A 23,169-nucleotide genomic window follows, 5' to 3' on the forward strand; every position below is an offset into this window, starting at 1 on the left:
TTCAGCAGATTTTTCAATATCTACAGCTTTTTCAAGCCTGTTTCGGAATAATTTTCCGTACTGATTTCAATATCCTGCAATAACTTATTGCAAAAGCGACACAAATGTGATATAATGCTTTTTAGGAAGGATTTTAAGTTAAAATAAAAAAATATGTATTTTTGTGTAGCAAAATGTAATGGTGATTCGATTATTATTACAGAAACGCTCATACAGAGCAAAAAGTTTTGAAAGAGGAGAGTAAAAATGAAAAAGAGAATATTAACTATTATGGCTCTTGCAGCTGTTCTTTCATTTGCATCTTGCGGAAAGATAGTTGAAGGACAGCCAAGTAACAATACAAAAACAACGACCCAAGCAGCTGTAACTGCTTCAACAACAGCTGTTACAACTACAGATGAAAATCAGGATGCGACGACTACTGTTGCAGTAACAAGTGCAGCTACAGAAGAAAGCACAACAGAAGCTGCTCAGAATACATATACTGAAACTGCAACTGAAGCTCAGCAGCAGGCAGTTCCCGCAGGCGGCGGAGAGCAGGCTTCAAATCAGCCTGCGCCTCAGCAGTCAAACGGAGTATTAAGTGATACTGCCCCAACACCTAACGATTACAACTACGGACCAGCTCCTACACAGTATAGTTATGATGGTCTGACTTATATTCAGGGGGTACTCATAGCAAATAAGAGCTACAGCCTGCCTTCCGACTTCAATCCCGGACTTGATGCAACCTGTCAGAATCAGTTCTACAAGCTCCAGAACGCAGCTGCACAGCAGGGACTGAATATATGGCTCTCATCAGGCTTCCGTTCATATGACTATCAGGCTCAGATATACAACAATTACGTTGCACGTGACGGACAGGCTGCGGCAGATACATATTCCGCAAGAGCAGGCTATTCCGAGCACCAGACAGGTCTTGCAATAGACGTAAACCAGATAGATGACAGCTTTGCAGGCACTCCCGAGGCTATATGGCTCGAAAATCACTGCCACGAGTACGGATTTATCCTCCGCTACCCACAGGGCAAGCAGGGAATTACAGGCTATCAGTACGAATCATGGCATATCCGCTATGTCGGAACAGATATGTCCTATCCTATCCACGCAAGCGGTCTCACGCTTGAAGAATATTTCGGTATCGACTCTTACTATCATTGATAAGATCAAAGCTCCTGTTTAGCAGGAGCTTTTTTTGAGTTTTTTTCATTTTCACTGAGAGTTTTCACTTTTTCATACGTCTAATAATGTAATATAGTTTTTCATTCACGAAGCTTTGTATATCTGCACAAATAACACTCAGTTCTCTTGTGTATTATTACGAGGGGGACGGAATTGGTCCGCTGATTTATTTCGGCATTATGTTCAACTGCTGAGCACAATATGCCTTTTTTGCCTATTTTGTGCAGAAAATGCAGATGTTTCGTTGACATGGGAAATACGTGATGTTATACTGTTATTATGGAAAATGTTCCGTAAAATATCCAATTATGAAAGGAGTAATTCACTATGGAAAACATGAAAAAACTCACCAAAGTTACCGCAGGTGTCCTGAGCTTTGCACTGGCTCTCGGAGCTGTAGGCGGTATTTCTCCGAAAGGAATTTATCCGACATTCTCAGCTTCTGCCGAAGATGATCACAGACCGGATCCGCTTGAGGGAATGGATAAATACGAATATGAACTCAAAGATGTTTATATTTATAACGTAGAATACGATGAACCTGCGAACTTTAAGGTCGTTCTCAAAACAGACGGATATTATTCAACATGGTCATATTCCAATGTACTTGAATTTTGGATAGATCCTGTTTTCGGTGAGCTGTCAGACTCGAACAGGGCTATGCTCGATAAGCTTGCTCCAGGTACAATTGCCACGATCAAATTCACATCAAGTGAGGACTATCCTGCGCTGCGCCTTACAGATGAGGAACTGAACGAAAGAGACGAAAGAAAAGACCACAGCAGATATTGGGTAAATGATATCACTCAGGTAAAAGCACCAGGTATCAACTATTATGGCGATATCAACGATGACGGAGTGATTGACTCCTTTGACCTTATCAGCTACAGAAAATATATCAGCGATCCCGAAAAAAATCCGCTTTCAAAAGAGCTTTTCCTCAACGCGGATATAGACCAGAACGATGTGGTGGACGAAGCTGATCTCCAGCTGGTATCCGATTATATACTCGGAAAGATAGACAAGTTCTACGGAGCACCTATGGTCGGCAGCATACGTCTTACCGATCAGGTGGATATAAAGGCATCTGAGGGTAAAGTTACTGACGAAGCATTTGCCAAGGCTGAGATGAAGTTCGGTATAGATATTCTCCAAAAAGCCTTTGATCCTACTAAGCAGGGTGAGGAAAATCTCCTTATCTCACCTCTCTCCATATCATCAGCCCTTGCTATGACAGCAAACGGTGCTGACAAAAAGACATTGGAGCAAATGGAAGCCGTTCTCGGAAACGGTATGACTCTTGATGAACTCAATGAGTATATGGCTTACTACGTTGCAAATCTTCCCGATGAGCAGAAGCTGAAGCTACTGGCAGCTAATTCCATCTGGTTCAAAGATGATCCGACATTCAAGGTGCTGGACGAGTTCCTTGAACAAAACAAGAAGTATTACAACTCTGAGGTATATAAGTCAAAGTTTGATGATACTACAGTTGATGATGTAAACAGCTGGGTAAGCGAAAACACCAGAGGCATGATACCAACTCTTCTTAATAAGGGAGATCTTGACCCTAAAGAATATGAGACAGCAATGATGATGCTCATTAATACCCTTTACTTTGAAGCTGAGTGGCAGTCACCTTTCGGTGAAGCCTATGACGGAAAGTTCACCGATCTCAACGGCGTTGAGCACAAAATAGAGAAAATGTCAGACGAGGAAAGAGAGTATTTCAATCTTGGTGACGCTGACGCTTTCAAAAAGCCTTATATGAATGGAGAGTACAGCTTCGTAGGTATTCTTCCAAGAGAAAAGAATATCGTTGACTATATAAACGATCTCGATGCTGAAAAGCTTATGGAAGACCTCAAGGAGTGTGAAGATCCGAGCACAGTTGAGCTTAACGTTACGATGCCCAAGTTTAAGTACAACTACAGCAAGAGCCTCAAGGAGATTCTCATTGATATGGGTATGGGAGATGCTTTCAATGATAAGCTTGCTGACTTCTCAAAGATCAACGACCTTACAGTTGACGGAGCACAGCCTCTTTATATAGGAGATGTTCTTCACAAGACAAAGATCGAGTTAACAGAAAAGGGAACAAAGGCTGCTGCTGTAACAGCTGTAATGATGGTGCAAGCAACTGCTTTTGAGCCTATGAAGAGGAAAATTAATATTGATCTCAACAGACCTTTCGTATACATGATCGTTGACAAAAACAACGTTCCTGTATTCATCGGTGCTGTTACACAGCTCGAAGAAAACTAAGACTGAAAAATATAGAAAACATGATAACATATATAAAATACCGTCGGGAAATATTCTCGGCGGTGTTTTTTGCTTTTTAACTCTCGATGATGTATAATGTGATTATTGCAGTGAACTGCGTTCAATGAAAGATATTAATTAAAATAAAAAAATAATTCTAAACCTGTTACGTTTATGTTCCAAAGGGAGAATAGATATTATGAAAGCCAACACGATGCATCTTAAAGCTTTACATAAGAGGTGATCCATATGACACATGAAGAGTATAAAAAAGCTTCGGACCGATCAAAGGAAGAAGCACAGCGTATAGTATTCAAAGAGTATTTCAACTATGTATACACCATAGTTTTCAGCCGTCTGCGCAGCTGCGCAAGCCGTGAGGATATTGAAGAATGTGTAGGAGATGTTTTTGCTGATGTTTACATTCATTATGACAGTAGCAAGGCAGAAGGCGAAAATATCTCAGGTTTTATCGGAACAGTTGCCCGCAATAAGGCTGCCGATATGTACAGGAAGCTGACACGAAAAAGATTTACATTTGTTTCTGTTGATGACGAGGACGTACCCGAACAGGAAGCTCCCGAAAATACAGAAGCAGACTATGAGAAAAAAGAACTAAGAACCAGCCTTATGAACTGTATATCACTTCTCGGCGAACCCGATTCAACTATTATAATGCAGAAATATTTCTTCATGCGAAGCTCACAGGAGATAGCAGACAAAGTGTCATTGACTCCCGAAGCTGTAAGAATGAGATGCAGCCGCGCTTTGAAAAAGCTCAGGGAAAAACTCACCGCTATGAATATAACACTTTAAAGGAGGTACAGTTATGAACGATAAGGAGTTTGATCTTACAATGCTTGAAAACGCAGACAATGAAACAATGAAACGAATCGCTGAAAACTGTCCTGCTTCCGATGAAGAAATGGAGAGGATGTTCGCTATGAGCAGAAAGATATATAATGAAAGAACCAAAGAAAGTAATAATACAGATAATATCGAAGTATCAGGCGTAGAGCAGTACAGAAAGCCTATATGGCAGAAATTCACAGCTGTTGCGGCTGCACTGGTACTCACAGGCGGCGTTGTTGCAGGCGGAATGTATTTTATGAAGAACAAGAACAGCTTCAATAGTAACGATCCTGTCCCTGTAGTAACAGATCCTGCAACAAGCCCGTCAACTAAGCCTGCTTCAATTGTTGAGGAGGGCTGCCCTTTCGGAGATATCTCCAATGATAAGGTTCGTCTGACAAATTCTGATATATTCCCACAAATCGCTATATTTGATGAAGATTCGGTAAAACATCTGGCAGAACTTTTCAACATGGGCAAATGGACAGAATTAACAGAGGAACCCGAGCTTGACGGCGAATACCATACATTGTTCATATATAACAATGGTAATTCGTACAAGATCGAATATTATAATTCAAATGAAGACGTTGCAGTATATGATAATGGTAAAGAACGCAGGTATTACAAAGTCGATGAATATGCTAATAAAGGATTATGGTCAGCAGAAGGCTTTGTATTCTGTGATGGCGTTATATATAGTGAAACAATAACACTTGATGAACCATATGACGATCTTATCCATAAGGTATGGGCAGATCAGAAAGCTCAGACAAATGCTGAAAAGGTAAAGATACCGCTTCTCGATGGCGCAACAAGTGAAGATGCAATAATGCAGCTCGGCGAACTCGGACTTAATGTTAAAACCGTTTCAGTTCCAGGCACTACAGCCAAAATCGGCGGAGTTGTAAAAACAGAGCCTGCTGCCGATACTGAAGTTGCTAAGGGTTCAACTGTTACTATCTATGTAAGTACAGATGATACTTCCGAAGTATCAAATAATGACAGCAACACAGCTTCAGCAGGCAATACAGAAAATGCAGAGCTTATCGCAAAGGCACAGAATTTCTACGATCAGGCTATCGAAGCCGACTTCAAATTCGGACGTTCAGCTCCGCAGTACTTCAATATTGATACTATGAACTGCTTTACAGGTCCTGACGGTCGCACTCTTTCCTATGTATACGATATAACTCTTGACGAATTACGCGCTCAGTATCATGAAACATTCAGCGACAGATATGCTGAGAACGATGCGACAATAAACAAATGGTATCCAATAAATGACGGTAAGTTATGCTGGCTCACAGGCAACGCAGGTGTTGACCTTTACCTTGAAAGTGCAAAGGTAACAGAAGTACAGCGTCAGACAGACGACGAGATATTCTTCACAGTTGAAAGACATTACAGCGATTTCCGTCACGTTGATCTCGAAGGGGACTTTGAGCCATACACAGAAACAGATGATTTTTCAGTAGTTATCCAGCCTGACGGTTCATGGAAGGTGGGCAAATTCAATAATCCCAAGCCCAACTGATATAGTTTCAGTTTTACTCCTCCTTAAAGTAAAATTTATATAGATGCCGTTAATTCGGCGAAATAAAAGACTTCTTTGTAATTGCAAAACAGATATAGAAGCTTTTATGACGAAAGAAGCCCCTTTGCATAAGGGGCTTCTTTTTATATCAATATATCCATTTCAGCTTGGTCGGGCACTTCAAACAGCTCCTCAAACTTAGCTGCAAGCCCATCGTCTATAAAATAAGCGTCACTGCGTCCGTTCTGCACTTCTGCGTTGCGTTTTTCGATACGTCTTTTCCACTCGTCATCATCGACAGTTATATAGTGAAATTCGCAGATAATACCGTGTTTGCGGTAAAACTCACGGGCGAAGTCTCGTTCGGACTTCTTCCAGAAGCCCCAGTCAAGTATAACATCAGTTCCAGCAGATACTATCTCTGCGGACTTTTTATAAAGGTATTTCTGAGTTCGCATGACGAATCCATCATGTTTGTCACCTGTTTCACCGCCGAGAATATCCAGCATAAGCTCGTCGATAGAGAGTATAACTCCGCCAAGCTCGTCTTTGAGTTTGTGAGCGTATGTGCTTTTGCCGCTGCATATCCTGCCGCAGGTCATTATAATTTTAGCCATTATTCATTTCCTTTTTTATTATTTTTGTAAATCCATGACCGCTGTGCTCGTGTGGGTGTGATTTAAAGCCGCATTTCAGATAGAATTCGTCTTTATGCTTGGCACTCATAAGCTGAAGATAAGACCACCAGCCCTCTTTCAGCTGACTGCGGATATAGTCCTCGATATATTTCAGAAGCGACTTTCCTATACCTTCTCCCTGATACTCAGGGGCAACAATAAGGTCTTTGAGGAAAAATGCCATTCCGCCGTCGCCGATAAGTCTTGCCATAGCAATGACCTTTTCGCCGTTCTTTACAGCGAATGTAACATAGCTGTTTTTAAGCGAAGTTTCTACAAGCTCGCGCTCAGGCTCTCCCCAGCCAGCCGAACTGAAAAGTCTTATAAAGTCGTCAGCACAGAGTGTGTTCAGTGAGATGTCATATTTCATGTATTTCTCCTCCTTACAGAATAAAGTATATCATAACTCGGTATTTTTTTCAATATTGTGCTTAGTTCTGCTATAAAGTTATTCAAAATATTGACAAAACCTTTATGAAGTGGTATAATAAATTTGTATGTATCACACTGATTGTTTACGGTATCAGGTATTAGTGTGACAGCATTTTATAAAATATTTTATGTGCGGAGCAAACGCGCTTTATTTCACTTAGGGGTGAGGAAATGGCAGGAATTACAACCAAGCTTCTTTATCAGAGCTGCGATACGTTTTTGCAGGCAGGTCTGAAAAAGAAGGATCAGATAAACGAAGATCAACTCAAGCTCATAAATGAGAATTCGGATAAGGGGCTTCTCAGCGTGAGATGGGAGAAAACTGCAACAAGAAATGTACTGAAATACAATGTTACCAATATGACCGCCCTTTCGGAATATGTCAAGCAGACTATGACACAGGATAAGTATTTCGGTATCATCAGTCAGTTCCAGAAGATACTGGAGCACTGCGTTGACATAGGTCTGCCTGTGGACAATATACTGCTAAGTGATCCGAAGAACGTTTTCTATAATGTTGAAAAGCAGAAGCTTTACGTGGCTTATCTTCCGCTTGTGAATAACGGCTATAAATGTGCGAATACCGCAAAATTTCTTATGAAGGTAAACAAGAATGCAAGCTTTACCGTTACAAACGGTGCTGTTATGCAGAAGTATAACTACTTCCTTGAGGAATATGTCAATAATCCCAAGAACAAAAGCGGCTTCATCTCGCCTACACAGCTTTATAAGATGCTGCATGATGTGCTTATGCTGCCTGATATAAATGAAGAGGAAAAGCCTCAGCCTGCTGCGGCTGAGAAAGCAGGAGCATCAGCTGATGACGATGACGGAGATCATACTATCCTTGTGAGCCGCAAGCGCGTTTCGGAGTGTCCTGCATTCCTCAAAGATGAAAATAACAGGGAGATACCTATTGACCATTTCCCGTTTACTATAGGTCGCCGTGCAGGCAATGACCTTGCTCTTACGGATAAGGGCACTGTTTCAAAGGTACACGCTGTAATAAGCTATGAAAACGGTACTTTCTATGTAGAAGATAAAGAGTCCGCAAACGGTACTTTCCTCAACAGCTATGCCGAGAACGGCGAGCGAATAATAAAGGAAAAGATCAGCAGCGGCGATGTAATATATATATGCGATATCCCTTTCGTATTCAATGTCAATGATACGGATTCGGCTACGGTATTAGTGGGCGATAAGGGAACAGATGCGAAAAAAGTTTCTCAGCAGAAGGCAAATATGAAAAAACTTGCCTATATCATCAATTCATCAAGCAAGGAGAGGATACCTGTTTTCGTTTATCCTTTCACCTGTGCTGAATTGTCGGGCATGATAGTGGGACGGGATAATACCAAAAACAGACACAGTATTTTTATTGAAAATATTTCCTGTCAGTCCCTGAGCGTTGAGGGCGATGAAGTGGCTGTAGGCGACAGGATAAGCGTCTTTTCGGGCTGTAATTTCCTGTACCACGGCATAGGCTATACATTCTTTGAAGAAAGCTGACGGTGAGGCAGCATGGAATACTTTTTTTCTTATGTGACTACCGAGGGTGCTGTAAGAAAGGTCAATCAGGATTCGCTTTTTATCTCGGAAGCTGAGTACGACGGCGAAAAGATATTCTTCGGAGCTGTCTGCGACGGTGTAGGCGGTCTTTCGGCAGGCGAAAAGGCAAGCGGTTACGTCTGCAAGCGCATAAACGAATGGTTTGCAGCTGATTTTGCGGAGCTTATGAGAAATTCTGCCTCAATCCTTAAAATAAGGGAGTCTCTTGATGATCGTCTCCATGAGCTTAATGAGCGCATAAACGATTATGCGGACAGACATTCCTCAGATATGGCTACTACCTTTACGGGGTTGCTCATACTTCCAAAGTTCGGTAACGTGCTTACTGCTCATGTGGGTGATACCCGTCTGTACAAGATAACCAACGATGAGATAGAAGTTCTCACCTCCGATCACTCCGTAGTTGCTCAGGAGGTAAGGGACGGTATCATCACTCAGGAAATGGCTGAGAAAGATCCGAGACAGAATCAGCTCACAAACTGTATCGGTGCAGGTCTTGATGATACTTCATACGATTACAGCATATCTCCCTACAGTAAGGGTGATGTGTATATGCTGTGTTCGGACGGGTTCAGAAAAAAGATATCATCTGAGGAGATACACAAGGCACTTAGTCCCTCTGCAAACAAAGACGAGAAAACTATGAAGTCAAATCTCGAAAAGCTGAAGGATCAGGTCATACAGCGCGGAGAAAAAGACAATATCACCGCCCTATTGGTAAAACTCTGCTGAAAGCGAGGAGATCTATTTGCTAAATAAAGGCTTTGTCCTTGAAAACAGATATAAGATCGTCAATGTTGCGGGCAAAGGCGGTACATCGGTCGTTTACCGTGCTGTCGATCTGAAGGCAAATAATGCTCAGCGTGCTGTTAAGGAGGTCATGAAGACTAACGGCACAGATGCTTACAATGCAAGGCAGGAGTCTCTGCTTATCAAGGAATTCTATGAAAAGGACGCTAAAAACTCCTTTTTCCCTAATATAATCGAGATCATCGACAACGATCCCGACGCGCTGTATATAGTTCAGGACTATATCAACGGCGTTTCTATGGAAAAGCTCCTTGCATACGGACCTTTCCGTCATAAGACCATGCTGAGGTACTCAAAAGATATCTGCCGTGTTATGTCATTTATCCACAAGTGCGGTCTTATACACAGCGATATGAAGCCCGATAATATCATGGTCGTGAGAAATGAGGAGGACTTTGAGAACTCACGCAGACCTGATAAGTTCGGAAGGCTGAAATTTATTGATTTCGGTTCTGTTATTGAAAGGCGAAGCGGTGCGTTTGCCTATACGCCTGCTTATGCTTCGCCTGAGCAGTTCTACGAGCAGGAACTTGACGAACAGACCGATATCTTCAATATAGGTGCTACTATGTACCATATGCTCACAGGCAAAAAGCCCAAGAATGTTTCGGCAAACGGCGAATTCGTAAGCTCTGCGGAGCGATTTGTGTTCGACAAGGGCACTAATGCAGGTCTTGTGAGGATAATACGCAAGTGCGTGAACGAGGATAAGTCAAAGAGATACCGCTCCTGCGATGAGCTCTATGAAGAGCTTGAAAAGACCGATAATCACACATATCTTCGTGCGACAAGCATAGTTGCCGGATTTGCAGTGCTATGCCTCGGTATATCGCTGTTTGCAAATATAATGGCAAACAAGAGCAGAAGCGAGGATTTCAACAAGCTTGTTGAAAAGGCAGAGAATACAGGCGAGTATTACGCAAGGTCGGAAGCCTTTGAGGACGTTATAAATGCCGACGGTTCTTACGCGGACGCTTATCTCAAGCTTATCGAGCTATATAAGAATGACATGGTATTTGATGCAAAAGAGACGGAACAGATACTTGCACTTATAAATGAGAATATCAATCAGCTCAAACAGTCACCTAAGTACGAGGAGATCGCCTATGAGCTTGGCATACTTTACTGGTATTATTATTTTTACGGCAATGAAGGTGAAAGCTCTGAGCAGAACGGAAGCATATCAGGCAAGATCGCTTCCGTAAAATGGTTCAGAGAAGCTCAGACCTCCGACTTCAAGTGCAGTGAGCCCGACAAATACGAGATAGCTCAGGTATACTGCACTATCGGTGATTTCTATTCTCAGACTCAGAAAAAGGAGAATGAGCTGCTCAAAAAGAATTACTCGGAGGATCTGTGGAAGAGCATGAACGATCTGAACAAGCTTGTTGATGAGGCAAATGCAGGCTCTGAGATAATAATACTCGAAACTTATAAGACTCTTCTCAATCTGGAAAATTCAAATATGAGCGACTTTGCCAAGTCGGGCATATCATACAAGGAACAAAAGGCTTTTCTTGAAGATATCAGGAATAAGACGGAAAAACTCAATGCCGCTGATGACTCGGCTGCGGAAGCCAAGGAATATATACTTAATTACTATAACGGAGTCATCGAGAGCATAAACGGTTCTGAATAAAGGGAGGAAGTATATGACATCTTTTGAATGGCAGATCATCTCTCAGATATTTCTTGGGATCGGCATTGTGCTCCTGCTTACAGCTTTTATGCTGGCGGCGAGATTCAAGGTCATCTCAAATACGGTATCCGAGATAAGATCAAGAAAAAGCCCGGCAGAACCTTCGGACAAGGTTCATTCTGCGGCAATGAGCATACGCACTTTGAACGAGAACGCTGATGCTCTCGGTCCTGCCGATGAAGAGCTCGACAGCAGCATGATAACTGTTGTTGTTGGCAGGAAAAAACAGGAAGAGATAAGCGATACCATAGTTGTGGGAAATAATAAGGATAAAGAAAACGATTTCAGAATAATAAGGAATATAATCGTCATTAACGCCGATCCCGATGTTATTGACGATAACAGGAGAAATAAATGAAGCTTGTAAACTCTGTCATAGGTCTCGCCGCGGCTATGGCTGTGCTGCCGTCATGTGTGTGTTTCTGCGCAGAAGCAGAATATGAAGCTCCTTCTGATATAGAAGTGAGCGTGGGCAGCTGCGAGATAGACAGGTCTCAGCTCAGCGGAGATACTATCGTTGAGTTACCTGTCAGTATAAACAATAACTGCGGTTTCGTGTCACTTAATGTACTGTTTGAACTCGACAACAGACTTAGTTTTGCAGGTGATTATGAGGTAGCAGCAAAAGCAAAGAAGCTTACGGGAGTCAATATCTATAATTGCTATGACTCGGGAAATACTATCTCCGCCTGTTTTGAAGTCTCGGGCAGGAGTAGGTTTACCGACAACGGCGAGATAGGTGCTCTGAGAGTCAGTATACCTGAAAATACCCCTGCTGGTGAATACGGCATATCAATGCCTGACAGTGCAGGAGATTTTGAGGTGATGATATTTACTTATAACAGTAATGATGCTATGTTCGGTAGGGAATGCTTTTCTGCTCTTAACGGCGGAAGCATAACCGTTACGGACAAATATCATGAAGATCAGTCAGACAGCGGCAGTAATGAAGAAGAACACAATGCTCAGCAGCCTGCGGCAGAAGCAGAGGATACGGGAGAAAAAGCTCCTGCTGTTACAACTGCGGAAAGCAAAACAACTGTAACTTCTTCAACAAGTACTGCTGCCAAAACCACATCTACAGTCAGCTCAACAAGCAGCGACAGATCATCTGAGACACAAACAACTGCTGCTGTCACTTCTTCTGCGGAGACAAGTTCTGCTGATGAGGTGAAGAGTGATCTGAAAAAAGGAAGAAACAGAAATATGTTTGCTCCTGTACTTGCAGCTTCGCTGCTCGTGATCGGAGCGGCAGTGGTTTTTGTTGTTAAAAAGGGAGGGAAGTCAAAGTGAATAACGGTATCTTTGATTTTAAAAAGAAAATAGCTTTTACGGCGGCTCTCGTTATTGTTGCAAATTCTTTCGGCACTTTGCCTGCTTCGGCAGCTGTATCTTCTATAGGTACACTGAAAAGTGATTCTGTAGATCTTTCAGACGACAGCGACGGAAAGAAAAAAGAAGTTGCACAGGTAGAAAAAACGGATGCTGCCACTACTTCAACTTCGACTGCAACTACAACTACAACAACTACTACCAGTACAACTACCACTTCTACTACCACAACTTCTACTACAACAACGTCTACAACGTCTACAACTACAACTACTACTCCACAGAACACGAAAACTTATACTGTTGTTGTCAACGGAGGTATACCCGAAGCAGATTTTTATGTCATGGCAAAGAGAATATTTGCCAAGAGTACGCCTGCCTGCGATTACAACGGTACGAACGGCGGTACTATAACTGTAAACAGCGGTGAAGTTCCGTCAGCTGAAAAGGTAAGCATCGAAAAAACCGAATACAGAAGGAAGTCTGCTTCGGGAAATTCGCTTGAATATGACGCTTATTATAAGGCAGAGGTGGCGGCTGATGTTGTAAATGTCACTATTTCGGGCATACCTGAGGACGGATTTTGCAAACACGGCTCTGAGATCACAGTAAAACCACATGATGAATATACTCTCATCGAAAGTGATGAGGCAAGGATAGTAATTGTGGAGCGTCCGATCTCTTTCAAATCGGAAAGTATCGGAAATGATGAATACAGACTCTCTTTCGGAGGGGCAAGCTACATCATCTCGCCAAGATTTTTCAGTATCACTATCTCCGGCAATTATAAGGTGTTCAGAGGAGACAAGGAGACAGGCGAAAGAAGATTTAAGTGGAAGGAAATAAATGATCTCAGGATAGAAGCCAAGGATAAACAGGCTCTTTCCATATATGACGGTTCAAAATCCAAGGCTTTCAAGGTGGAGAATGATTTCTTCAAGATGAGCGATCTTCTTACTTTTGAACAGTTCAGATACAGCAATGACGCGCAGTTCGTTGTTACGGGCGTAAACTGGAATGTATGTGTAAAAAGTACATTTGACGGAGCAAGTGACAGAGAGACAACACGTTACTTCCACGTCGAAAAGGGAACTGACGGTACGTATTTCTTCCGTGTTCCGTACCTTGAGCTCGGAAACTATTACCTTGACTGCTATGAGTACTTTGGTCATCATAATGTGGATCTTGGAAAGATGTACTCCGATATCAGCGGCGAAAATGCAGTTGGTTATTGCAAGATACCGTATTTTCCCGGGGAAAACGATATCGAACTGAAATACAAAAAGTTTACCAAGTTCGGAAGCTACACCTTCGCGCCTTCTCAGGATATATCCCTCAGAAGCGGCAGCTGCTTCTCTATTGACAGCGACACGCCGATAAAGACTCTTATGACTTTGCCTGCTTCATTTGACAGCAGCGTTATAAGTTATGATTACTTCAAGGGAAATGACGCTTCTGGTCTGCACTCTTCAAAGTTTTCTATAGACGCAGATGAAAGAGAATTCAAGCTCACTTCCAAAGTCATCAAAGATCCTGTATTTATCCTCGTTAAGAACATTATCAAGGACGCTGACGGACTTTCCAGCGGAATTGACGACAGTATCTGTTTCTACAACGATAAAAATGCACCGACTGTTTCAGGTACTGAGGAACATTATGAGAACAAATGGTACGGAAAAGAAGGTGCGGTATTTACTCTTGATATCCATGACAGAGAGGAATGCCCGATACCCGAGAATGATACTGTATTCTATGAGGAAAAAGAAATACGCGATGTATATGAGAAGTTCATAAATGCTCCTACTGTAAACAAGCAGGAGATAGCTTCCGTTATCGTGGGTGATTACAGATTTGACAGACCTGAGGGCGGCTGGAGCGATACTGCTTCCATAAATGTCTATATTGAAAATGCTGCGGTAAGAAAGACTGAAAAAGAGCTTGTTGAATTATTAAGTACTGTTGATCTTTCGGAAGTCGATCCTTCAAAGTATTCTGATCAGGGCGATAGCTATAACTATTATAAAAAGCTTATAAAGAACGGCGTTTGCAAAGAGCTGAATGATTATTATTCCACAAAGATCACTGAACTTTCAAAGAACGAGAACACTTCCGATGAGGCTGCGGAGATCGCTATGGCGGCTGCAAAGCTGGAGAATCATGTCAGTGCTTATAAAAAAGCTTTGGCAGGTGCAAAGAATACGCACAAGACGGTGCCGTCACTTACATTTGATACAGAGTCGCAGACTTTCAAGGTAACTTTAAAGCCTGATGACGCATATAAAAATTCCATAATAAATGATTCAGTCGATGTCTATGCAGTCGATAACAGCGGCAATTCGGGCATTGATACTGAAAAGATGTATACTATCAATGTGCATATGGACTGTGCGCCTCCTGTTATCTCAGCTGAGTCATTAGAGGTGATAAATGCTGTACCTATAGCAGGTGCTGACGGCGAAATGAACTACGTCGTAAAAGAGGGCACTATCATCAATGCGGCTGTAAATGATATTTACGGCGATTCTGAAGGCTCGGGAGTAAAGGGCGCAGAGTGGTATGTCGGCGATGACAGCGGTTCTGCAAAGCGTATGTGGCGCAATGATGATGGAAAAAGCTTCGGTATGATGATAGATAAGCATGATATCGAAGGCAAAAACCTCAAGAGCTCATTCAGCATCAAAGCTACTGATAATGTGGATAACAGTGCCGTTCTCAGTTCAGATGCAGGGGATAAAAAGATCAATCTCATATTTGATACCGAAAGACCTTTAAGCAGTATCACTGACGCTTCCGATGTATCAAAGGTACATACTCAGGAGATAAGAGACGGAGAAAATACTATCATCAAAAAATGGTACGGCAGTTATGAGGATATCAAGCTGAATTTATATGCGGCTGATGAAAATCCTGATAAATGCTCGGGAATATACAGGATATTTGTTGAAGTAAACGGCGTAAGCTATCCGCTGCTCATCTCGGAAAACAATATCGACATCAAGCTCCTTAAAGAAGGAAAATACTATATTTCTTTTGGAAAAGGCGAGGAGCAGGACAGCTTCAACGTATACCTGAAATGTGCCGCAGATAGTAAATACAAGGTGCAGATATGCAGCGGCATACACAGGCTCGGAAGAGAAGAGGACGGAAGATACAATAATTCGCCTGAGAGCGGAAGTATCCGTGTCAAGTTCTTTGTAAGGGATAATGCAGACCTTGAAAGTGAGGTATCTGAGGAGAGAGTATACATTGACCTTGATGCTCCCACTGTTGCAGGTGCTGATACAAACGGTACGGATATACTGCGCAGGGACAGAGCTTTCAGATTTGAAGCTTTCTCGGACGGTGAAGCTGTGATAAGAGTAAGAGTCGATGACAGATCGCCAAGCGCGGGTATTGCTGAGGTAAAGGCTCATCTCTTTGACAAGGACGGATATCCTGTCGGAGATGCTGTCAGCGCACATCGTTCGGGCGATGCATGGGAACTTAGAGTGCCTGTGAACTTCAAGGGCTTTGCAAAGATCACTGCATGGGATAATGTGGGCAAGAGCTCGCTGATCGCAGAAACTTTAGGCATCGTTACCGAAAACAGTGATAAACATTCAGAGGAAGATCATGTATCCATAGTTCTTCCGCCGACAAGTCATAAGGATAAAAATGGTTTGCCGCTATATAATTCCGATGTCCATGCACAGCTTACTGTACGAGATTCGTTCTCGGGTATAGCTGATGTATTTACAAGCGTTTCGGGTGAAGCCGAAACAAGACTTGGCATAAACAGGAACGGTGATCCAGAGGATACTGATGCGGACGCATGGAATATAAACAGAGACAAGTCGGAAAATAACCTTGTTACTGAGGTAACAAGAGATATCGTTATTTCAGGCAATTCAAACGGAAGCAGTATCTCACTGAGAATGAACGACAGAGCAGGAAATCCCAACTATGACGATACAGCATGGGAGACATTCAGCATTGATACTGTCAAGCCTGTGATAAGAGTAGCATTTGCTGACGGAAACAGCTCGTCAGACAGTGAATACAAGAATATTTTCAAGTCAGGCAGAAAAGCGGTCATAACTGTTACAGAGCGCAATTTCGATCCTTCACTTGCAGAGGTAATGCTCAATGGTCAGAGATTACAGCCTACATGGATTCTCTCAGGCGGTACTGAGGGAACAGATTCTGCACAGTACAGTGCAGAGGTGACAGTTGAAAAAGACGGCAAATACAAGCTTACTGTCAATTGCAGAGACATGGGCGACCTTAAAGCTGATACTTATGAATCGGAAGAGTTCATCATTGACGGTACTGCACCTGTTCTTAATGTCAGCTTTGACAAGAGTTCGTCAGCCCAGCATTACTTTAACAGCAGCGTTACAGCTACATTAAGGATATCTGAGGAAAACTTCGATCCCAAGAGGATCACGGTATCTGGTACGTATGATAACAGGACAGGTGATTTCCCGAAGGCTTCAGGCTGGGCAAAGGTCGGAAATGATTATGTTTCAACTATTACATTTGAGCAGAACGGTGATTACGAGCTGAGCATATCGGGCAGAGACAAGGCAGGAAATTCATTTGATACATATAGCGGAAGCTTCTGTGTAGATACCCAAAAGCCTACAGTAAGCTTTGACAGTATCAGCAGATCAAATAACAGCAAGGAAATACGTCCGAGTATCCGTTTCGATGATCCGAATATCAAAAAAGAGACCATAAAGGTAGAGCTTGAGGGTGCAAACAGAGGCAAGGTCACTAATGTCCGCGGTGAACTTACAGAGAAGAACGGCGGCTATGAGTACGTCTTTGATAATATCCCTAACAAGCCCGAATATGATGATATCTATACGATCAAGGCAACTGCCGAGGATAATGCTTCAAATAAGATAGAAAAGAAATTCAGATTTTCTGTCAACAGATTTGGTTCGACATTTACCCTCGCAAAGGATACAGCCGAGCTTAACGGCGGATATATCTCAAGTCCGAAGGACATTATCATTACTGAGTATAATGCAGACAAACATGCAAAACAGAACACTGTATTCATCACAAAGGATTCGGAAATGCTGGAGCTCAGAGAAGGTCTTGATTATACAGTTGAAGTAAAGGGCGGCGTTGATGAATGGACAAGATATATCTATAATATCTTCTCGCGTAATTTTGACAGCGATGCAAGATACACTGTTTCTATCCATTCATATGATGAAGCAGGAAACGTCAATGTAAGCGACTCTGACAAAAAGAATGCAGAGGTATCGTTCTGTGTCGATAAGACAAAGCCTCTTTGTATACCTATCAATATCGCTGATAACAGGACATATAAGGGCGAGAGCTATACTGCACGTCTTTCTGTTTCCGATAATATCGTTTTGAAGAATATCCGCGTTTATGTTGACGGTGTGCCTGTAAATACAAGGCTGAACGATGATGAGTGTTCATTCAATATCTCGAATTCAAGCAGTGCCCGCGAGGTATGCGTTGTTCTTACGGATATGGCAGGAAATGAGGAGGAGTATCACTATAAGAATATACTCGTTACCACCAATATTTTCAGGCTGCTTTTCCGTAAAACATGGTTCAAGATAACAGGAGGCGTATTACTGCTTCTGGCAGGTGCAGCTGTTGTGTTCATCAGAAAACGCAAGAAAAGACTTCTTTAATTGAAATAAAACGGTCCTTGATGCAATATCAGGACCGTTTTCGTTTTTGTGCTTGACATATTCACCTACAGATGTTATAATATGAAACGGAGTATTTTCCCGACAGTTCGTTTGCGCCATCCTGTCGTTAAACAAAACCAGGGCATCTGTGAGTGCAGAGGGAACTGCGCTCTTTTTACGAAACAGGTGCGTCTGCTCATGGCAGACGCTTTTTATTTTATAAGGCGGCGTTATGATGCGTCCGACGTATATCCATGAGGTGATATTATGTACAGACTGAAAACTTCTGCGGAATTTGACAGTGCTCATTTCCTTGCAGGCTATAACGGAAAATGCGCAAATATTCACGGACACCGCTGGAAAATAGAGGTGGTCGTTAAAAGCAGCGAGCTTACTGCCGGCGGAGAAAAACGCGGAATGGTCGTAGATTTCGCCGATTTTAAAAAGGCAGTGCGTACTCTTGCAAAAAGCTTTGACCATGTGCTTATATACGAAAAGGGTTCGCTGAAAGCTGCGACTCTTGCGGCACTCAATGACGAGAATTTCCGCCTTATCGAGGTGGACTTCCGTCCCACAGCCGAGAATTTTGCAAAGCATTTCTACGGGATACTCAAAGCAGAGGGACTTCCAGTAGAAAGCGTTGCAGTATACGAAACACCTGAGAATTGTGCGTGTTATGAGGAGGAAAACTGATGCTTCCTGTAGTTGAAAAATTTATAAGTATTAACGGTGAGGGAGCTCATGCAGGTGAGCTTGCTGCATTCATTCGTTTCAGAGGCTGTAATCTCTGCTGCTCTTACTGCGATACCGTATGGGCAAACTGCGAGTCTGCTCCTGCGGACTACGAGACACCTGAGGAGATCGCAGAGTGGGTGGCTGAAAAAGGAGTTGAAAACGTTACTCTTACAGGCGGAGAGCCGCTTATGCAAAAGGAATGTGATGCGGTTGCTGAACTGCTTATGAAGCAGGGCTGCCGTGTGGAGATAGAGACAAACGGAAGTATATACCTTGGCAGGCTTGCTGATGCGCAGTATCGTCCCGTATTCACTATGGATTACAAGCTGCCGTCAAGCGGTATGGAAGAATTTATGTGCAGGGATAATTTCCGCCTTCTCGGTGAGCATGATACAGTAAAATTCGTATCGGGCAGCATGGAAGACCTTGAAAGGGCTGCGGAAATAATAGATGAATACGGACTTGTGGGACGCTGTCATGTGTATATCAGTCCTGTTTTCGGAGAGATAGACCCTGCGGATATAGTCACATTTATGGAAGAGCGTAAAATGAACGGTGTAAGGCTTCAGCTCCAGCTGCATAAGTTTATCTGGGAGCCTTCAAGGAGGGGCGTATAATGGACAGAGAAGCAATAGAATATCATGTTCTCGGAATACTCAAGGCAATAGGCGAAGATCCTGAGCGAGAGGGACTTAAAGAAACTCCTGCCCGTGTTGCCCGTATGCTTGAGGAAGTACTTGAGGGAACTGCCTATACAAATCATCAGATAGCAGAAATGTTCGGAAAGACATTTGAAGCGGATTACAATGCCGATATGGACAGTGCTGTTGTTATGAAGGATATAACCGTTTTTAGCTACTGTGAGCATCATATCGCTCTCATGTATGATATGAGCGTGAATGTTGCGTATATCCCTCACGGTAAAGTACTTGGGCTCAGCAAGATAGCACGTATCTGTGATATGGCTGCAAAGCGTCTGCAATTGCAGGAAAGACTTGGCAGGGATATTGCCGAGATAATATCCGAAGCAGCAGGTACTCCCGATGTGGGAGTAATGATACGCGGTAGCCACAGCTGCATGACAGCAAGAGGTATCCGCAATCCAAATGCAAAGACAGTAACAGGTACTTTTATGGGTGCATTCCGCGACAGTGCAGAACTGAAAGACCTTGTTAAATTCGACTGAGGAGGATACTATGAAGGCTTTGGTATTATTTAGCGGCGGAGTTGACAGTACTACCTGTCTCGCTATTGCAGTTGATAAATACGGTGCTGAGAATGTGCTGGCACTTTCTCTTTATTACGGTCAGAAGCACAGCCGTGAGCTTGAAGCTGCGCGCAAGATAGCTTCTCATTACGGTGTAAAGCATAAGGAGCTTGACCTTGCGCTCATCTTTGCTGACAGTGACTGTACGCTCCTGAAAGGTTCAAGCGGAGATATCCCCAAGGAGAGCTATGCCGAGCAGCTCGAAAAGACTGACGGCAAGCCTGTTTCAACATATGTTCCGTTCAGAAACGGACTTTTCCTTGCATCTGCGGCAAGTATCGCTCTTTCAAACGGCTGTACCGAGATATACTACGGTGCTCACAGCGATGATGCGGCAGGCAATGCCTATCCCGATTGTAGCAGCGATTTCAATGACGCTATAAACCGCGCTATCTATCTCGGAAGCGGCTGCGAGCTTAAAGTTGTCGCTCCGTTTATCGGCATAAACAAAGCACAGGTAGTGGCTAAGGGATTGAAACTCGGTGTACCCTATGAGCTCACATGGAGCTGCTATGAGGGCGGCGATAAGCCCTGCGGAGTCTGCGGCACCTGCCGTGACAGGAAAGCTGCATTTGAGGCAAACGGTATCCACGACCCTGCTATGAAAGGAGAATAATATGAGCGGCAGAAGCGAAAACGAAAAGGGAAGCATCACTCTTCTCGGCAATAACAATACAAAGTATTCTTCGGATTACGATCCGTCCGTACTTGAAACATTCCCCAACAAGCACCCTGACAATGACTATTTCGTAAAGTTCAACTGTCCTGAGTTCACGAGCCTTTGTCCTATTACAGGACAGCCTGACTTTGCGGCAATATATATATCATACGTCCCCGATAAGGTAATGGTGGAGAGCAAGTCGCTGAAGCTCTATCTTTTCAGCTTCCGCAATCACGGCGACTTCCATGAGGACTGCGTTAATATAATCATGAAAGACCTCATAAAGCTCATGTCTCCGAAATATATCGAGGTGTGGGGAAAATTCCTGCCACGCGGCGGTATTTCCATTGATCCGTACTGCAATTACGGCAAGCCGGGTACTAAGTGGGAGGAGCTTGCATGGGAGAGACTTTCTCATCACGACCTCTATCCCGAAAGCATAAATAACAGATGATACACAAACAGCCGCCCATTGCTAAAATGGACGGCTGTTTGCTATATTTTGGAGGTGGAGGAATTGTTACGGCGGACGAAATCGAGGCATTCGCTGACAGGTATAGGCTTTGAGAAATAATATCCCTGTATATAGTCTATACCGAGTCTGGAAAGCTTTTCAAGCTGAGGCTGTTCCTCGACTCCTTCGGCAACTATCTGCATACCGAGACGTTTTATCATCTCTGTTACCGCTTCAAACATTATTCTTGCTTTTTCACTTTTGAAATATGCGTTGACCATAGTACGGTCGAATTTGACGATATCAACTGGCATATTTAATATGTAGTTCAGGTTGGATTCTCCTGTACCGAAGTCGTCAAGAGAGAATGAGCAGCCATATTTGCGGAGATACTCCATATTTTCAAGAAGTATGTCATTTTGCTTTATCGCGCCCGACTCGGTTATCTCAAGATTTATCTTTTTTGCGTCAATGCCGTATCTATGCATTATCCTGAAAAACTTCGGTGCGAGATCTGGATTCTCGCATTGGACTACCGAAAGGTTGACCTCAATGTATTGCAGACCTATAGAGGTTATATCGTGGTCGTGTATAAGTTTGCATACGAGCTCGAATACTTTTTCGCCTATCTGTTCGATCTGTCCCGACATTTCGGCGATAGGAATGAATTTGTTCGGCATTATGATACTGCCGTCGCTGCTGCGCAAACGCACGAGTGCTTCTGCGGATACAAATTTCTGCTCCTGTACCGAGTATATGGGCTGTAGAAATATCTCGAACCTTTCTTCGCTGAGAGCAGCTTTTATCTCGTTCTGCATGGAGCGGTAATTCTCCATATTGAGGATAGCTTCCTTGTCGATAACGAAGAAGTCGTCATGACTTTCGCTTACGATATTTGAATAATAACGGTATGCCATGCCGAATTCGGCTATATTTTTGAAAAGCTTCAATGAAGGGACAGAGATAAAATGCGGATTTGGGAACTGATTATCAGACCAGCCTGCTTCAAATCTCTTCTTTATTTCTATCATCTTCTTATCCAGCGTACCGTCATCAGGGAAAGCGACAATAAGATCATTTGATATTCCGCGGAAGACCTTGTCGTTTGACAGCTTTTTCAGGTAATTTGATATTTCCAGCAGCAGATCTTCCGAAACTATGGTTTTTTCCATATCTTCGTTGTTTATGATAATGAATGATTGATCCAGCTTGTTGTTGTCAAAAAGCTGTTTTATGTATTCATATAGCATCTGGATACGGTATATTCCGAGATTTCGGTCTATACCTGAGTCAGGATTTTCCATTTTTGCAAAGAGTATGGTTATTCCGAGAGCCATTGAAAGGCTTACAAGAAGCAGTTCACGATTGAAAAGCTGTATCGTAGCACCTGCGGTCTCGAGTACCATCCATAGCATAGCTGCGTGACTGCGGTAGGGGTTCATCTGTTTATTGAAGAAAAGTATCATTATGATAGAACCGATTATATATAAAGGTGCAACGATGAATGTGTATATTACAGCAGGACCGTAGCTGTATACTTCATTATCCTTATTTATGCAGTATATCGGCAGCATGAATGGTATGATGCTGAGTATGAATGTGGCGGCGAAGAAAATGCGCCGCAGTCTTTTTTGCTTTCGCAGTTTTACAATATCATAGCATATATAATTGAAGGACAGGTAACTTGTCCATATTACAAATAAAAGATATATCTTACAGAATATCGCCGCTTCTATTTTGGGAGCATTTATTATGGCATCTATAGAACACAGATCAGCTATGACACATAAAGTAGTTACCAGAACCAGCTGACGATATATCCACATACTTTCAAGTATGACGCTTTGCCTTTTGAATGAGTAGTAGCATATAAGCAGAAGGATTATCAAAGCACAGAATTGTATTTGCATACTTTGAACCATTGAACCCCTCCTTTTCTTGATGTTATTTGCTATATATATGTATTATATCACAAAAAAACTATTAAGTTTGCATAATTATTATAATATACTGTTAATGTTGTATTGCAAAGTTTTA

General features: G+C 42.7%; 18 protein-coding genes. 15 read left to right on the forward strand and 3 right to left on the reverse strand.

All coding sequences use genetic code 11. The annotated features are described in order from the left end of the window. Positions 1–246 precede the first annotated feature (246 nt). The 4 genes from QZZ41_RS10485 (at position 247) to QZZ41_RS10500 (ending at position 5,836) form a co-directional block, all read left to right on the forward strand. On the forward strand, positions 247–1,161 hold the full coding sequence (locus QZZ41_RS10485; protein ID WP_295071556.1) for a D-alanyl-D-alanine carboxypeptidase family protein: 915 nt from the start codon (positions 247–249) through the stop codon (positions 1,159–1,161). A 348-nt stretch (positions 1,162–1,509) separates the two neighbouring features. Beyond that, a complete protein-coding gene (locus QZZ41_RS10490; RefSeq protein WP_295071559.1) occupies positions 1,510–3,447 on the forward strand; it encodes a serpin family protein in 1,938 nt (645 codons plus the stop codon). Positions 3,448–3,696: 249 nt separating this feature from the next. Then, positions 3,697–4,263 carry a sigma-70 family RNA polymerase sigma factor gene (locus QZZ41_RS10495; RefSeq protein WP_295071562.1) on the forward strand — a complete coding sequence of 189 codons (567 nt, stop codon included), beginning with the start codon at positions 3,697–3,699 and terminating at the stop codon, positions 4,261–4,263. 13 nt (positions 4,264–4,276) lie between these two features. Next, a complete protein-coding gene (locus tag QZZ41_RS10500) occupies positions 4,277–5,836 on the forward strand; it encodes a PASTA domain-containing protein (RefSeq protein ID WP_295071565.1) in 1,560 nt (519 codons plus the stop codon). A gap of 143 nt (positions 5,837–5,979) precedes the next feature. Here the strand turns inward: QZZ41_RS10500 and QZZ41_RS10505 are convergent, their stop codons facing one another. After that, positions 5,980–6,453 (reverse strand): ATP-binding protein, encoded by a 474-nt coding sequence (locus QZZ41_RS10505; protein WP_295071568.1) that lies wholly within the window; start codon positions 6,451–6,453, stop codon positions 5,980–5,982. Continuing rightward, positions 6,446–6,883 (reverse strand): GNAT family N-acetyltransferase, encoded by a 438-nt coding sequence (locus tag QZZ41_RS10510; protein ID WP_295071571.1) that lies wholly within the window; start codon positions 6,881–6,883, stop codon positions 6,446–6,448. Before QZZ41_RS10510 ends, QZZ41_RS10505 begins: the two co-directional genes overlap by 8 nt. Before the next feature lie 233 nt (positions 6,884–7,116). Between QZZ41_RS10510 and QZZ41_RS10515 the strand changes: the two genes are divergently transcribed. The 11 genes from QZZ41_RS10515 to queF all read left to right on the forward strand — a co-directional run bounded on the left by QZZ41_RS10515 (position 7,117) and on the right by queF (position 21,132). Beyond that, positions 7,117–8,454: an FHA domain-containing protein gene (locus QZZ41_RS10515; RefSeq protein ID WP_295071573.1), complete on the forward strand. Its 1,338-nt coding sequence runs from the start codon at positions 7,117–7,119 to the stop codon at positions 8,452–8,454. A gap of 12 nt (positions 8,455–8,466) precedes the next feature. Further along, positions 8,467–9,246, forward strand: coding sequence for a PP2C family serine/threonine-protein phosphatase (locus QZZ41_RS10520; RefSeq protein ID WP_295071576.1), 780 nt, complete (start codon positions 8,467–8,469; stop codon positions 9,244–9,246). A gap of 16 nt (positions 9,247–9,262) precedes the next feature. Next, positions 9,263–10,963, forward strand: a complete 1,701-nt coding sequence (locus QZZ41_RS10525; RefSeq protein WP_295071579.1) for a serine/threonine-protein kinase — start codon at positions 9,263–9,265, stop codon at positions 10,961–10,963. Between the two features lie 13 nt (positions 10,964–10,976). Beyond that, positions 10,977–11,381 carry a hypothetical protein gene (locus QZZ41_RS10530; RefSeq protein ID WP_295071581.1) on the forward strand — a complete coding sequence of 135 codons (405 nt, stop codon included), beginning with the start codon at positions 10,977–10,979 and terminating at the stop codon, positions 11,379–11,381. After that, on the forward strand, positions 11,378–12,316 hold the full coding sequence (locus tag QZZ41_RS10535; protein WP_295071584.1) for a hypothetical protein: 939 nt from the start codon (positions 11,378–11,380) through the stop codon (positions 12,314–12,316). Before QZZ41_RS10530 ends, QZZ41_RS10535 begins: the two co-directional genes overlap by 4 nt. Beyond that, positions 12,313–18,015 (forward strand): hypothetical protein, encoded by a 5,703-nt coding sequence (locus QZZ41_RS10540; RefSeq protein WP_295071588.1) that lies wholly within the window; start codon positions 12,313–12,315, stop codon positions 18,013–18,015. Before QZZ41_RS10535 ends, QZZ41_RS10540 begins: the two co-directional genes overlap by 4 nt. 267 nt (positions 18,016–18,282) lie before the next feature. Continuing rightward, a complete protein-coding gene (gene queD / locus QZZ41_RS10545) occupies positions 18,283–18,708 on the forward strand; it encodes a 6-carboxytetrahydropterin synthase QueD (protein WP_295071591.1) in 426 nt (141 codons plus the stop codon). Continuing rightward, positions 18,705–19,367, forward strand: a complete 663-nt coding sequence (queE, locus tag QZZ41_RS10550) for a putative 7-carboxy-7-deazaguanine synthase QueE (protein ID WP_295071731.1) — start codon at positions 18,705–18,707, stop codon at positions 19,365–19,367. The genes queD and queE overlap by 4 nt, the downstream gene beginning before the upstream one ends. Beyond that, entirely contained in the window at positions 19,367–19,936 is a 570-nt protein-coding gene (folE, locus tag QZZ41_RS10555; protein ID WP_295071594.1) for a GTP cyclohydrolase I, read from the forward strand. Before queE ends, folE begins: the two co-directional genes overlap by 1 nt. Positions 19,937–19,946: 10 nt before the next feature. Then, positions 19,947–20,633 carry a 7-cyano-7-deazaguanine synthase QueC gene (gene queC / locus QZZ41_RS10560; RefSeq protein ID WP_295071597.1) on the forward strand — a complete coding sequence of 229 codons (687 nt, stop codon included), beginning with the start codon at positions 19,947–19,949 and terminating at the stop codon, positions 20,631–20,633. Between the two features lies 1 nt (position 20,634). After that, a complete protein-coding gene (queF, locus tag QZZ41_RS10565) occupies positions 20,635–21,132 on the forward strand; it encodes a preQ(1) synthase (protein WP_295071601.1) in 498 nt (165 codons plus the stop codon). Between the two features lie 41 nt (positions 21,133–21,173). On the opposite strand, the gene QZZ41_RS10570 is transcribed toward queF, so the two are convergent. After that, entirely contained in the window at positions 21,174–23,054 is a 1,881-nt protein-coding gene (locus tag QZZ41_RS10570) for an EAL domain-containing protein (protein WP_295071604.1), read from the reverse strand. Between the last annotated feature and the right edge of the window lie 115 nt (positions 23,055–23,169).

The organism is Ruminococcus sp. (genome assembly GCF_016283395.1).